The sequence below is a fragment of the Nocardiopsis sp. JB363 genome (assembly GCF_900143625.1).
In the GTDB taxonomy this organism is placed as follows: Bacteria; Actinomycetota; Actinomycetes; order Streptosporangiales; family Streptosporangiaceae; genus Nocardiopsis.
Genome location: NZ_FRFF01000183.1, coordinates 17,240 through 29,390, shown reverse-complemented (window position 1 = coordinate 29,390; position 12,151 = coordinate 17,240). Strand labels below are relative to the sequence as shown.

12 protein-coding genes are annotated in these 12,151 nt (G+C 67.8%); 5 read left to right on the top strand and 7 right to left on the bottom strand.

All coding sequences use genetic code 11. The annotated features are described in order from the left end of the window. Positions 1 to 149: 149 nt before the first annotated feature. Entirely contained in the window at positions 150 to 1,415 is a 1,266-nt protein-coding gene (locus BQ8420_RS28075) for a hypothetical protein (protein ID WP_087102947.1), read from the top strand. Here the strand turns inward: BQ8420_RS28075 and cutA are convergent. Together cutA and BQ8420_RS32945 are read right to left on the bottom strand one after the other, a co-directional pair. Continuing rightward, complete coding sequence (cutA, locus tag BQ8420_RS28070; protein WP_087102987.1) at positions 1,412 to 1,741, bottom strand: divalent-cation tolerance protein CutA; 330 nt, start codon at positions 1,739 to 1,741, stop codon at positions 1,412 to 1,414. The two genes, BQ8420_RS28075 and cutA, sit on opposite strands and share 4 nt — an antisense overlap. A gap of 149 nt (positions 1,742 to 1,890) precedes the next feature. Next, positions 1,891 to 2,844, bottom strand: coding sequence for a hypothetical protein (locus tag BQ8420_RS32945; protein ID WP_235006532.1), 954 nt, complete (start codon positions 2,842 to 2,844; stop codon positions 1,891 to 1,893). A 232-nt stretch (positions 2,845 to 3,076) separates the two neighbouring features. Between BQ8420_RS32945 and BQ8420_RS28060 the strand changes: the two genes are divergently transcribed. Beyond that, the gene (locus BQ8420_RS28060; RefSeq protein WP_087102943.1) at positions 3,077 to 3,421 is read left to right on the top strand and encodes a hypothetical protein; all 345 of its coding nucleotides are present in this window, start codon (positions 3,077 to 3,079) and stop codon (positions 3,419 to 3,421) included. A 186-nt stretch (positions 3,422 to 3,607) separates the two neighbouring features. After that, positions 3,608 to 4,657, top strand: a complete 1,050-nt coding sequence (locus tag BQ8420_RS28055) for a serine hydrolase (protein WP_087102941.1) — start codon at positions 3,608 to 3,610, stop codon at positions 4,655 to 4,657. Between the two features lie 319 nt (positions 4,658 to 4,976). Here the strand turns inward: BQ8420_RS28055 and BQ8420_RS28050 are convergent, their stop codons facing one another. The 4 genes from BQ8420_RS28050 to BQ8420_RS28040 all read right to left on the bottom strand — a co-directional run bounded on the left by BQ8420_RS28050 (position 4,977) and on the right by BQ8420_RS28040 (position 7,956). Continuing rightward, on the bottom strand, positions 4,977 to 6,209 hold the full coding sequence (locus BQ8420_RS28050) for a methyltransferase domain-containing protein (protein ID WP_087102939.1): 1,233 nt from the start codon (positions 6,207 to 6,209) through the stop codon (positions 4,977 to 4,979). Further along, a complete protein-coding gene (locus BQ8420_RS32090; protein WP_160049479.1) occupies positions 6,206 to 6,373 on the bottom strand; it encodes a hypothetical protein in 168 nt (55 codons plus the stop codon). The genes BQ8420_RS28050 and BQ8420_RS32090 overlap by 4 nt, the downstream gene beginning before the upstream one ends. A gap of 359 nt (positions 6,374 to 6,732) precedes the next feature. Then, on the bottom strand, positions 6,733 to 7,389 hold the full coding sequence (locus tag BQ8420_RS28045; protein ID WP_087102937.1) for a bifunctional 2-polyprenyl-6-hydroxyphenol methylase/3-demethylubiquinol 3-O-methyltransferase UbiG: 657 nt from the start codon (positions 7,387 to 7,389) through the stop codon (positions 6,733 to 6,735). A 123-nt stretch (positions 7,390 to 7,512) separates the two neighbouring features. Further along, a complete protein-coding gene (locus BQ8420_RS28040) occupies positions 7,513 to 7,956 on the bottom strand; it encodes a hypothetical protein (RefSeq protein ID WP_087102935.1) in 444 nt (147 codons plus the stop codon). A gap of 576 nt (positions 7,957 to 8,532) precedes the next feature. On the opposite strand from BQ8420_RS28040, the gene BQ8420_RS28035 reads away from it, so the two are divergent. Beyond that, on the top strand, positions 8,533 to 9,426 hold the full coding sequence (locus tag BQ8420_RS28035; protein ID WP_087102933.1) for a hypothetical protein: 894 nt from the start codon (positions 8,533 to 8,535) through the stop codon (positions 9,424 to 9,426). Positions 9,427 to 9,540: 114 nt separating this feature from the next. After that, positions 9,541 to 10,830 (top strand): 3-phosphoshikimate 1-carboxyvinyltransferase, encoded by a 1,290-nt coding sequence (aroA, locus tag BQ8420_RS28030; RefSeq protein ID WP_087102931.1) that lies wholly within the window; start codon positions 9,541 to 9,543, stop codon positions 10,828 to 10,830. A gap of 48 nt (positions 10,831 to 10,878) precedes the next feature. On the opposite strand, the gene BQ8420_RS28025 is transcribed toward aroA, so the two are convergent. Continuing rightward, a complete protein-coding gene (locus BQ8420_RS28025) occupies positions 10,879 to 12,018 on the bottom strand; it encodes a hypothetical protein (RefSeq protein ID WP_087102929.1) in 1,140 nt (379 codons plus the stop codon). Between the last annotated feature and the right edge of the window lie 133 nt (positions 12,019 to 12,151).

The following is a 12,151-nucleotide window of genomic DNA, read 5'->3' as shown; positions in this document are numbered from 1 at the left end:
TCCTGGGGTGACGTGGATGCCGGTGCCCTCGCTGGGCTGCCTCCCACTGTGCGCAGCACAGGAAATTCCCACATCCCCCCGACGGGGATACCCATCATGGGTAGGGTCGTGGCCACGATTAGTGCTCGCCGGTGCGACAGGACCCCCCTATGACCACGTACCGACCGCCGACCGCTCTACCCCCGGGCTTTCTCCTGCGCCAAGACGTCAAGACCGCGCTCGCCCGCCATGACTTCGGTGCCGTGTTCCGTCTGGCGCACACCGCCGTCCCCCTCAGCTACGCCCAGCTCGCGCAGGCATGCGAGATCAAACCCGACCGGGTCGGACTACTCGCCCGGGGGCGGGGCAGGATCACCTCGTTCGAGAAGATCACCACCATCGCGGACGCTCTACGCATCCCCGGCCACATGGTCAGCCTGGCACCACGCCCATGGGAGAACGGAGACGATGTGCGCCGACGAGAGTTCCTCACCGCTTCGGCAGGCGCCGGACTCGCCGTCGCCCTCACTGTCCCCCAAGTACCCGGGAAACGACTCGGCAGCAGCCTCCCCGACCAACTACGCGACCGCACCGCCCGCCTGCGCCGTCTGGACGACATCCTCGGTGGAGGCGACACCCACCGCGTCTATCTCGGGGAGTACCAGGCCACCAAGCGTCTCCTGCGTGAAGGCACCTACACCGAGACCACCGGCCGCGATTTACTGTCAGTGCTGGCAGAACAGGCCCAGCAGGCAGGATGGGCAGCCTTCGACGCCGGACGCCACGATGACGCCCGCGGCCTATACGAGGACAGCCACCACGCGGCCACCACAGCAGGCGACCACGTTCTCGCCGCGAACGCACTGGCCTTCCTCGCCTATCAAGAACGCGATCCACGCGCCGCTGAGCACATCGCCCTCCAGTCCTGCCACACCGCAGGGCCCCACGCACCTCCCAGCGCCCGCGCCCTCTTGCACGAGCGGCGTGCCTGGGCACATGCGCTGGCCGGAGAACCCGGCGAAACCGAACGTGCTCTGGAAGAGGCAGTGGGTGCGCTCGCCGAACGAGCGGACGCTCCCCAGCCGGACTGGGCGGCCTGGGTCGATCACACCGAACTGCAGATCATGACCGGGCGGTGCTGGTCCGAACTCGGCCGACCACTACGAGCCGTTCCCGTCCTGGAACAAGCGCTCAGCGGGTTCGATGACGCGCATGCCCGCGACAAGGCCCTGTACATGACCTGGTTGGCCTCGGCCTACATGTCCGCAGGGGAAGTCGAACAGGCAGCGGCGACCGCCACCCGAGTGCTGACCCTCGCTGCGGGTGTAGCGTCGGTGCGGCCACGCCAGAAGCTCGCTCCGGTACTCGACGAACTCGCCCACCACCGTGGTCTGTCTGAGGTCGCCAACACACTGGAGCTGGCCAGCAACGTCTAGGTGTGGTCGGGAGCCGTGGTAGTCCCGATCCACCGCAGGCAGTCCCGGGAGCCTTCCACAATCGCGGTCGCAACGACCTCGGGGTTCGTCCACGGGTGGTGTCCGATCAGGTGGGACTCGATCTGCTGGTACCGGTCAGCGCGGGCCTTCAGTAGAAGCTGCCACTCCTCCCCCGTCCCGAACTCGCCCAGGTGCCAGAACACCGAGGTCACCGGACCGATGATCTGCGCGCCCGCCGCGAGCTTGGCCTCTACGAGGGATTTTGCCAGTTCCATTGCCTGTTCGCGGGTCTCGGTCGCCGTGGACACCTGAAGGTAGTCGGTCATGGGGGTCCGTTCCGTCGCGGGTGTTCTCTGGGCAGCATAGACGCGGAACGTGGCGGTGGTCATCGGCCTGGTTCCGACCATCGAGGACGTCTGAAGAACACGAAGGTGCCCCCGACCGAGAGTTCGGGGGCACCTGGATACGGGTGTAGTTACGCGCCGTCGCCCTCGCCGGCGGCGGCCTTGCGCTTGCGGGCCAGGTACAGGGCGCCACCACCGGCACCCACCGCGGCCACAGCCGCAGCGACCAGCCCGGCCAAAGCACCACCGGTCACCGGCAGAGTGCCACCGGCGCCGGCCTGCTGGGCCGGGCCGTCCTCGCCCTTGCCGTTGTCGCCCGGGGCGGGGGTGGACTTGTCGTCCTCGTCAGTGCCGCCCTTCTCACCCTCGTCCTCGCAGTCCTGGAGCTGCTCCCAGGTGTGGGTGACGTCCACGACGGTCTCCCACTCGCCACCCTTGCCCTTGGGCTTGTGCTCGACGACCATGCGCATCTGGTCGAGCTGCTCGGACTCCCAGGCCAGCACCTGACCGGACTGCACACGCTCACCGTCGGCGACCTGCTCGTCGTCGAGCCAGGTGCTGTAGCGGAACTTGCCCTTGTCGTCGCTGAGGATCAGCTCGCCGCTGACGCCGTCGCAGGTGTCGGTGAACGTCACCGTGGTCTCGGCGGGGGAGTCGGTGTCGCCGCCCTCACCCTCACCCTCACTCTCGCCTTCGTCCTCGGAGTCGTCCTCGTTGCCAGTGTCGTCACCGTCGCCGTTGTCGGGGTCCTCTTCCTGTACCGCGGTCCAGGTGCCCTCCACACACTCCAGGACCGTGCCGTCGTCCAGAGTGCTCGGGTCGGCGCCCTCCTCGCAGTCGGCGCCCTCCTCAGGGGTGGCGGGGGTGTCGGGTTCGGAGATGATGACCCAGTACCGGTTGCGGGGGTTGTCGGGGTCCTTCTGACATTCCAGGACGGTGCCGTCGTCCAGGGTGACGGGGGTGCGGCTGTCCTTGACGGTGCACGTGTCGCCGGGGGCGGGGGCGGTGTCGGCCACCGCCGCAGAGGTCGGCAGGGCCAGGGCGGCCGCGACCATTGCGGTGAGTATCAAAGAGCGTGCGGACACAGAGGTCTCCAGGGGCTGTGACAAAAGAAGATGTGGAGGCCGCCGCCCGGGGCAAGGGGTTAGCGAGGGGGCGGCCGATACCCATAAGACGCCAGATACCGGAGTGAGGTGTACATAAACCCACTGGTAACACCGTGTTTTTTCGCTGCATATCACCGACAGCGACCGAAAATTCTCGACCCGGACAACGGTCACCACCAGGCAGGAACACCACCAATGGCACCATGGGGGAATGAGCACACCCACGTGGGACATCACCCGGGCGTTGGACCCACCGGTGCTCACCGCCCTACCTGCGCTGCACACCCACCCCCACGCGGCCGCCGACATCGGCTGGCGCATCACCGTGGCTGTGCTCCGAGCCCGCGCCGAGGGCACCGACGGGCCCATCCCCCTGCACCGCATCATCCCGTTCGACGCCCTGAACGGGCGCCTTCCCGACCACGTCATCGCTTTCATGCGCCGATCGGTGAACGTGCGCACGGACCTGGCCGCGCCCACCCCGATCCTTCACGAGCGCCTGGAATATCTGCGCCGGGTCGGACCCACCCTGCCCACACAGGCCGACGCACCCTAGGCAGAGATCAGCCCGGCGAGGGGCCGGGGTTCTGCGCCAGCCGCACCGCGGCCTCGCACAGCGCCGCCACGAGTTTGGTCGACGCCGGGTCCTGGCCCGCGAACGTGCTCCGCGACCTCTCAGAAAACCTTCTCCAGCACCAGTAGGCTCGCCTGCGAAAGACCCTGACCAGGAAGAGACCCGCCCATGTCCGTGGACGCCGACCGCATCAACGCCCTCCTCGACCAGGCTATGGAGAAGCAAGCGACGCCCGGGGCGGTCTGGCTCGTCGGCGGCCCCGCTGGCGCCGTGGCCGGCGGGCAGATTGGAGTCCTAGACCCCACCGATCCCACAACACTGACACGACCCGACACCCTGTTCGACATCGCTTCCCTCACGAAGGTCACAGCGGTTTGGTCAGTGATCGGCACCCTCTGGGACAAGGGTGATCTGCGCGTGGACGACTCCCTCGCTCACCTCCTGCCGGACCTGGCCACCTCGCCCCTGGGCCAGGTGACCGTGCGCCAGCTCCTCACCCATACCGCGGGGGTTCCCCCACGCGCACAGCTGAAGGCCCTGTACGGGACCGACGCAACCGACATCCGCCGCGGAGTCCTCTTTGAACAGTTGCATCACACCCCCGGGGAGGAGGTGCAGTACACCGACCGGGCCGCGCTCATCCTGGGGTTCCTCGCTGAAGAACTCACCGGTCAGGGTCTGGACGTGCTCGCCCGAGAGCGAGTGTGGGCTCCTCTAGGGATGGGGCAAACCCGCTTCGGGCCGTTGCCTGCTCAACAAACAGGGCGTACCGCTCCCACCGAGCTGGACGACGAGAGTGGTCGGCATCTGCGGGGTATCCCGCACGACTTCTCCGCCCGCCTTTTGGGTGGGGTGTGCGGCATCGCTGGGGTGTTCTCCACAGCCCCGGACGTGGGCAGGTTCCTGGCGCACATGCTCACTGCGGTGGACGGGGTGGGGTTCGGGGAGAAGTGGGTGGCGGAGTCTCTTCGGGTACAGACCGGCGAGCTCGAACCTCAGCGTGGCCTGTTCTGGCACCCCGCTACGCAGACTGCCCCGGAAGAGGATGTGTGGGTGCACTACGGGTTCACAGGGACAGGGGCGTGGGTTTGCCCGCACCGGGAGCGGTGGGCCGTCCTCATGACGAACAAGCTGTTCTACACCCGAGACCGTGGCCCGATCACCGAGCTTCGCGGAGCATTCCGACAGGCCGTGTTCTCCGGCGGTACGACCTCCTGACCGCTGAGGTCATCAACCACGCACGCAACACGTTGGCTAACTAGCTTCGTGCCAATGGAAGAGATTCGAGGCAACCTCACATGATGAACGATGGTTCGAAGAAGTCCAGCTACAGTCACAGCAACGGCCAAGACGGCAACTGTGTGGGGGCGCGCAGTGTCCTGGAGCCCTCCCAAGTGTTCATGAATGTGTCGACGTCGGAGGGGGCTACCCTGCTTCGCACTGCGACCCGTGGCTAGCAATATCGCCCTGATATGAGTCGGACCCCACCAGAGGAATTGGTGGGGTCCGGTTCTGTGTCTACCGGGTCAGGCATCCGCTAGCTAGAACCGAACAACCGGCGACGACGCCGACCACGCCTGACGGAACCGAGTTCTGCCACCGGGTTGCCCGCCCACAGATGCGTCCCTTCCTCGTCCACGGTCACCCCCAGAAGGTCACGGCCCGGCGACCCGTGTGTCACCCACTCGTCCCACGCTGCCGTGATCTCCGCCCACAGAGCCCGGGGCCCAACCTGCCGTGTCTCGTACATACCGTCCGCCGGGGTGTACTCGCCGAGCGCCCACGACCCGTCCGGGGTGGCCACGTATACGGTCGCTTCCCCGGTCCACTCCGGGTGGTGCTCGGAGGCCTCGTACACCGCGTACCGCAGATCCGGGACCAGGTGGCCCAAGACGAGCTGCCACCCCTGGTGCCGGTGTGCGACCACCCGGGGGTTCAGCCCGATCAGGCCGTCCGTCACTCCAGGGGCATCCTCATCCACCAGCTCCCGCACCCGGCGCGTGTCCGGCCGTTGGGACCGCAACGTCATGAACGGGGCGTCACCGATGAAGTGCCCGCTCGCGGTCCCGTCACCGTGAACTCGGAGCTTGAGCAGGACACCGGGGGTGTTGCCCACTTCGAACGGTGTCACGATGATTCCGTACTGGTGGGTCTGCTCCACCCACGGCAACGGAACCTCGCCGCGGGCCGCGACCGTCGACAGCACCCGATCGAACAGCCCTTCGCCCACGCCCTCGGTTGCACCGGTCGCGTCGGCCGTCACGACCGTGGGATGGTAGCCGGCCTGCGCGAGGTTCTTCACCGCGGTTTCGGCCAGCGCTTCGTCGACCTCCACCGACACCACCGACCCCTCGCCCAACACCTGGCACAGGAGCGCGGCATTATAGCCTGTGCCGGTCCCGATCTCCAACACCCGGTGACCTTCCTGGGCGTCGAGCGCCTGGAGCATGTCCACGACCAGCGACGGCTGGCTGATGCTGGACGTGCGCAACCGACCCCACCCGGGTTCACCGTTGGGGCCACCAACCGGAGTGCCGTCGTCCACTTGGACAGCGAGCGCGTAGTCCTGGTGAGCCCACCGGGCGTGGTCGGGGTCCTCTCGGGTCACCGGCCGGAAATACCCAGGGTGGTCGCGAGCGGTGACCCACACGGTGTCGGGGATGAACTCAGCCCTGTTCACGGACAGGAGGGCCCGGTGCCACAGGGGGTCGATGAGCTGGCCGGTGGAGGTGAGCGTCTGAGCCAACAGAGCGCCGGGGTACGCGGTCACCGGTTGGGATCCTGCCCGTCTCCCGACTGGGGTGGGATGGGTTCCGCGCCGTGTTTGGTGGGGTCTTGGCCGTCGCCGCCCGCGCTGCCGCCTGTTCCGCCATCGGTGGGTTTGTCCTGGTTGTCGTGCTTGCCCACGTTGCGCTCCGTCCTGCTGGGGGCCAACCCCTGCACAGTAACCCGGTGTGGTCGGGTTGTCGCGGGTTTGGCTGAAACCGGACACGAAGCGGCCACCCGCCTGTGACGGTGCGAGCAGCCGGTAGAAGCGCGCGGTCAGTTTGGAACCCCGGGATTGGCCCACCCTCACCGGCCGTCGGGGTGTGGTCTCCTCAGCGCGCACCGTGGGCTTCATGGTCACCAAGGCATACATCCGCACTTCCACGATCGTGCCGGTTGGTTCGGGGCCTGGAGATACCCATCCACCACGGTCATGCCGGGGAGCCGTCCAGGCGAGCGAGGACGGTCATGATCTCGGCAAGGGTGTCATGAGGGAGGGCCAGACCGTGGGAGAGAGGCTGTGCCTGTCACCCGTGAGCTACCCCGATCAGGGTGCCGACATGGTCGGCCTCAGGTGCCGGCTCCACCCACACACGAGCGTGCTCGAACCCCACGTTGCGGAGCAACCCCTCCCACACCTGCGGTTCATGCGCCCACCGGTGCACCCACACGGCCCGGCCCTGGAACCCGTTCGCGTACATCCCCTGAACCCCATAGGCGCCAGTGACGGCAGGGGCGTGAGCGAACACCAAACGACCCCCGGGTTTGATCCTGTCGCGGACCAGAGGCAACAACGTTTCGGGGTCGGTGAACCACACCGCGCCCCACATCGAATACGCCACATCCCACCGCTGGTCTGTCCCCGCGAGAAAGGTGAGCACGTCGCCCTGAACGAACCGTGCGCCTGGGACCTCGCCCCACCACTGGTGTGCCGCATGGATGTGTTCGGCTGACAGGTCCACACCGGTGGAATCCACACCCGTACTCGCCAGTGCCGCCACCGCGTCTCCTCGACCACACCCGAGTTCGAGGGCGCTCTCAGGTTCACCCAGCAGTTCCGGGCCGGGGCCGTGGTCGTTGTACTGGCACCAGCGCAGCGCCTTCTTGAGTGCTGCCTCCCGTGAGGGGGTGGGGAGGTTACCGGCGTAGCGGTCCCAGTAGGTGGTCAGGTCGGTGACGATCATCGTGTGGCCCCTGTGCGGTGTGGTAAGGACCGTCACACGGTAGCCACCAGCGCTGCCCTAAGACAGGGGTTTGGTAAGAAAACCCCGACACCCCAGAGGGCGCCAGGGTTTTCGCCTACAGGATCAGTGGCAGTCGGTTCCGTGAGCACACGGTGAGCAGTTGGCGGCGTCGCGGCCCCACAGCGGCTGGTCGATGACGAACCCGTTCTCCTCGATGACGCGAGCGGTCTTCACCACCGTCCCGTCGTTCTTGAACTCGATCTCGGGTACGTGCTCCAGGTAGCGGCCGTGGTGGCGCTCGCAGAAGTTCCGGTAGTTGACCGTGTCCAGGATGAACCCGTGCACGGCGATGTCCACCAGCGGTCCGCAGCCAAGCCCGAGCCCCTGGCCGGTCTTCTCCATGGCGGTGATCAAATAGGCCACGGCCTGGCCGAAGCACCGTTCGGCCATGACGGTGTCCCAGGGGTGGTCGCGGGTGAGCAGGGCGAGCTGGCGGTCCCACACCTGAGGGGTCACGTAGTCGTGGGGGTCACGGGTGGCGGTGGGGGTGTCCACGATGGTGGTCATCGGCTGCCTCTCTGTTTCGGCCGGCAGGGTGTGCCGGGCTGTGATCCCAGGAAACGTCCGGGGGCCGGAGAGGATCAATGCGCTCGTGGTGAGCACACATTGACCACGAAGGCAATCTTGTGACCGTGATCATCCGGGTAGGGTCCCTGGCCCGACCCTCTGGAGAGCGACGTGAAGGTCAGCCGCGCCACCCGCGCCCAGCTCGCCCGCGAGGCTTCTCGTATTCGCGCCGAACAGCAACGTCATGGTGTGGCCGTACCTGCGATCTCCGACCAGATCACCCGAACCCTGCCTGTCAGCACGTTGGGGGCTTGGCGGCTCGCCTATGGGTGGTCTCGCCGCCATGTTGTGGAGGCTGTGGGTGAGGTGTATCGCTCCGATGGTTTAGCCCCACCGGGGCTTACCACCGCCATGCTCTGCCGGTGGGAGCACGGCCAGACCCGACCCGGCCCCGAGTACGTGTACGCTCTGGCCCGCGTGTACGGGATACCCCCGACACGGTTAGGTGTTCCCCTGCTCGTGCGTGGCCCCGGTTGGTACGGTCACCCCATACCGCAGCCGCGACAGGAGCACCACATGCCCCCCGAGTATCCCGAGCTGACCGCAGTCGCCGACAGCATCCGCCTGCATGGTGCCGACGCGGGGGAGGATCTGGCTGAGCAGGCGTTGGGTTTCTACGAGAGCCGATACAGCGATTTCCCGCCTCGGGTGCTGGCTGCGGAAGTGGCGCGCTGCCGCTCTCTGCTGATGGGCAACACCGGCGTCGACGCCCGCCGGGTCCTGGGTTGGATGTCTGCGCTGTTGGGCAATCTCGCCCATCACACTGGCGACCCTACGGGAGCGCTCATTCATCTGGGCACGGCGGCTCGGGTCGGAGAGCAGGTGGGTGACCCCGGCCTGACCGGATGGGCGCTTGGTGCGCAGTCGATGGTGACCATGGGCCGTAACCGCCCGGCTGAAGCTCTCGAACTCGCCGAGCAAGCCGCCCACTACGCCCATACTCCTTTGCGTTCCGCGCAGATCACTGCGTGGTGCCGCCTGCGCCCGCTGGTGGCCTTGGGCGACACCGACGCTCTGACCGTGCACGTTACCCAGGCCCTACGCGACATGGACCGTGCCGAGGAAGAACCCGGACGGTTCGGGTTCGATCGGGCTGAGTTCGAGATGCACTTGGCCGAAGCGTTTCTTCAACACGATCCGGCCCTGGCCGCGCAGCACGCGCAGACCTCGGTCTCCCTCAAACGCTCCGGGTCGCCCGGATGGGCTGCGGCAGTGACGGTGCACGCCCGTGCACAGGCGTCCCGGCGTCAGGCTCAGGACGCGGTGGCATTGGGGGAGAGCGTGCTGGACACGGTCCCGTCCGGGTCACTGCGCGCCACCACCCACGGGCGGTTGCGCTCCCTGGTAGACGATCTGGGAGGGCACCCGAGTGGGGGACCGCTTGCCGAACGGATCTCTCTGTTGAACTAAGCCTTCCGAGCGAAACGCCCCCGGCCAGCCCTGCGCGTTCGCTAGCGCCGGTCCGTGTCGCCCCGGCCCCCGAGAACGTGGTTGATCCGGATTAACCAACTGAATCGAGGACCCATGCACGACTCAGTCCTGTCGGTCACCGCCCCGGCCTCCGGGGTCAGGGGCACCGTTTCGGTGCCCGGAGACAAATCGATCTCCCACCGGGCCCTGATCCTGTCCGCGCTCGCCCAAGGGACCTCCACCATTACCGGGCTTTCCCGAGGCGAGGATCCCGCCCACACCCGCGGCGTGCTCGAACAGTTCGGTGTGGAATTCCTCGACCAGGCCGACGGCACCGTGACCGTGCGAGGAGGGCTGCGGCACGAGCCCGTGGACGTGCTCGACTGTGGCAACGCCGGAACCGGAATCCGACTCTTGTCCGGGGTGTGCGCGGGGTACCCGGGTCTCAGTGTCCTGACCGGCGACCAGTACCTGCGTCAGCGCCCCATGGACCGCGTCGCCGAACCCCTCCGACTCATGGGCGCCGGAGTGGACGCCCGTGACGGTGGCCGTCTGGCCCCACTGGTGATTCGCGGGGGCGATCTGTCCGGGATCACCTACGAGATTCCGAAGGCGTCCGCTCAGGTCAAGTCCTGCCTGCTCCTGGCCGGGCTGTCCGCCCAGGGACCCACCACGCTCATCGAGCCGCACCCGACTCGACGTCATACCGAGGAGATGCTGCTCGCGGCCGGAACCCGGGTCGAAATCGACGGCACCGCCGTGACCGTGCACCCTGGTCTGCTGTCACCGGCTGAGCACACAGTTCCGGGCGACCCTTCCCAAGCGGCGTTCTGGGCGGTGGCCGCCGCCCTGGCCGGCGAGATCGAGCTGCCGAACCTGTACCTGGGGTTCGGGCGGGCGGACTTCCTGAACATCCTGCGCAGGATGGGCGCCGACGTGCGGGTGGAGGAGTCGACGGGGTCGGTGCGCGTGGTCGCCGCCCCGCTGCGCGGGGTGGAGATCACCGGCGCGGACGTGCCGGGGATCGTGGACGAGATCCCTGTTCTGGCCGTTGCGGCGGCCGGGGCGGAGGGGGCCACGGTCATCACCGGAGCCGAGGAGTTGCGGGTGAAGGAATCCGACAGGGTCGCCTCGACGGTGGCGATGCTGACCGTGTTCGGTGTGCACGCCGAGGAGCGTCCGGACGGCATGGTCATCCATGGGCGCGGGGACGCCGCGTTCACCTCCGGCCAGGTGGACAGCGCTGGTGACCACCGCATCGCGATGGCGGCCGCCATCGCGGCCGTGGCCCGCACCAACGGGCAGACCACCATCTCCGGGTGGGGATCGGTAGCCACCAGCTACCCCGGCTTCATCGAACACTTGGTCGCGGTCTCCGGTGCCACCGTGAACCTGGCCTCCTAGTCGAGCAGAAGACGAAGCCGGTCAGCCCTCAGTGCACAACGCGGGTACTCAGCTCACCGGGAGTCGTGGGCTGCGAGTGAGCTCGACGAGCTGCTTCAAGGACACAGGGCCACCCCGTTCGGCCACTCGGGAGCGAATACGTCCCAACAGCGTCTGCGTGCGCCCCGAGTGAACATGCTCCACTCCGGGCACGATCGTGTTTCGTAGCACCTGTTCAGCCGCCTTCCACGAATCCAAACGTGTAAGGGCGTTCAGTAGATGTGCGGCGTCGTTGAGGGCACCGCGTCGGTACGTCCCCGGGCGGCCGTGAAGCGCGGATTCCAACAGGGGGACCGCCTGGGGCCACTGGCCGCAGTCTCCATGGATCATCGCCTCGTGCCAGTCCAGTTCGGCCTCACTCACCCACCATGTCCATGGAGGGTCGCGGTCCTGAGATTCTCCTCGTAGACGAGACCTGGCACGGTTCAGCGTCTCCAGGGCGCGGGCGGGGGTTCCTTCCTGGCCCTGGGCCCGGGCCAGGCGAAGTTCGAACAGACCGCGGACCCTGGGCGGCAGGTCCTGGTCCAGGGCGTGTTCGCACACGCCTCGGGCCTGGTCCGGGCGTTGCTCGTGGGCGTCCTGCATCGCCAACTGGGACAGTGCGAACAGCTCCGCCGGGGCATCGCGGCCCGCCCGAGCGGTGAGGACGGAGGAGCTGGTCAGGCGTCGGGCCAACAGACCACTATCGGCGTCGAAGGCCAGCCACCCCGCCACCTGCAAGGCCTCGGCAGCAGCGGAAGCCATCCCCGGCACGGGGTCGGCGCGCAGGGCCTGGTGTGCGGCGTGGGCGTTGCGCACGGCCGGGGCCACCAGGTCAGTGCCGCCGGTGAGTTCGTCCAGGGTGATCAGGCCCCTGGTGACGGCGCGGACCTGCTCTGCCTCACTGCCTGGTCCGGGGCGCCGCTCGCACCAGTCGGCGTCGAGCTGGAGGACGTGGGCGAGCAGCAGGCGGTAGCGCTCGCGGATGGTGCTACGTCCCGCCTCCCACTCACGGATGCGCCGCGTCAGGGATTCGGCGCTGGCGGTGGCCTCGGGGCCAGCGGCGCGCAGGAGTTCTATGGCGAGGCGGTGGGCGTCCCACCCGGCCTCCAGCCGGGCCTGGCGCAGGGCCGAGGCCCAGGGCGGCCGAGGGAGTTCTGGTGCGGTCATGGCTCGATCCTGCCCCAGTGGTCGTCGTCGCACCCGTGAACGTCCGCGTTCGTCCGGACTCATCACTAGTGCCTTCGTGCCTGCGGCGGACAGGCTGAATTTCAGCAGCACCGCGCTCGCTGGTGCTCTGCCC

Coding starts and splice junctions, on each gene's coding strand:
- aroA (WP_087102931.1), top strand. CDS start 9,541: ATGCACGACTCAGTCCTGTCGGTCACCGCCCCGGCCTCCGGGGTCAGG.
- BQ8420_RS28055 (WP_087102941.1), top strand. CDS start 3,608: ATGTCCGTGGACGCCGACCGCATCAACGCCCTCCTCGACCAGGCTATG.
- BQ8420_RS28025 (WP_087102929.1), bottom strand. CDS start 12,018: ATGACCGCACCAGAACTCCCTCGGCCGCCCTGGGCCTCGGCCCTGCGC.
- BQ8420_RS28045 (WP_087102937.1), bottom strand. CDS start 7,389: ATGATCGTCACCGACCTGACCACCTACTGGGACCGCTACGCCGGTAAC.
- BQ8420_RS28075 (WP_087102947.1), top strand. CDS start 150: ATGACCACGTACCGACCGCCGACCGCTCTACCCCCGGGCTTTCTCCTG.
- BQ8420_RS28060 (WP_087102943.1), top strand. CDS start 3,077: ATGAGCACACCCACGTGGGACATCACCCGGGCGTTGGACCCACCGGTG.
- BQ8420_RS28035 (WP_087102933.1), top strand. CDS start 8,533: ATGCCCCCCGAGTATCCCGAGCTGACCGCAGTCGCCGACAGCATCCGC.
- cutA (WP_087102987.1), bottom strand. CDS start 1,741: ATGACCGACTACCTTCAGGTGTCCACGGCGACCGAGACCCGCGAACAG.
- BQ8420_RS28040 (WP_087102935.1), bottom strand. CDS start 7,956: ATGACCACCATCGTGGACACCCCCACCGCCACCCGTGACCCCCACGAC.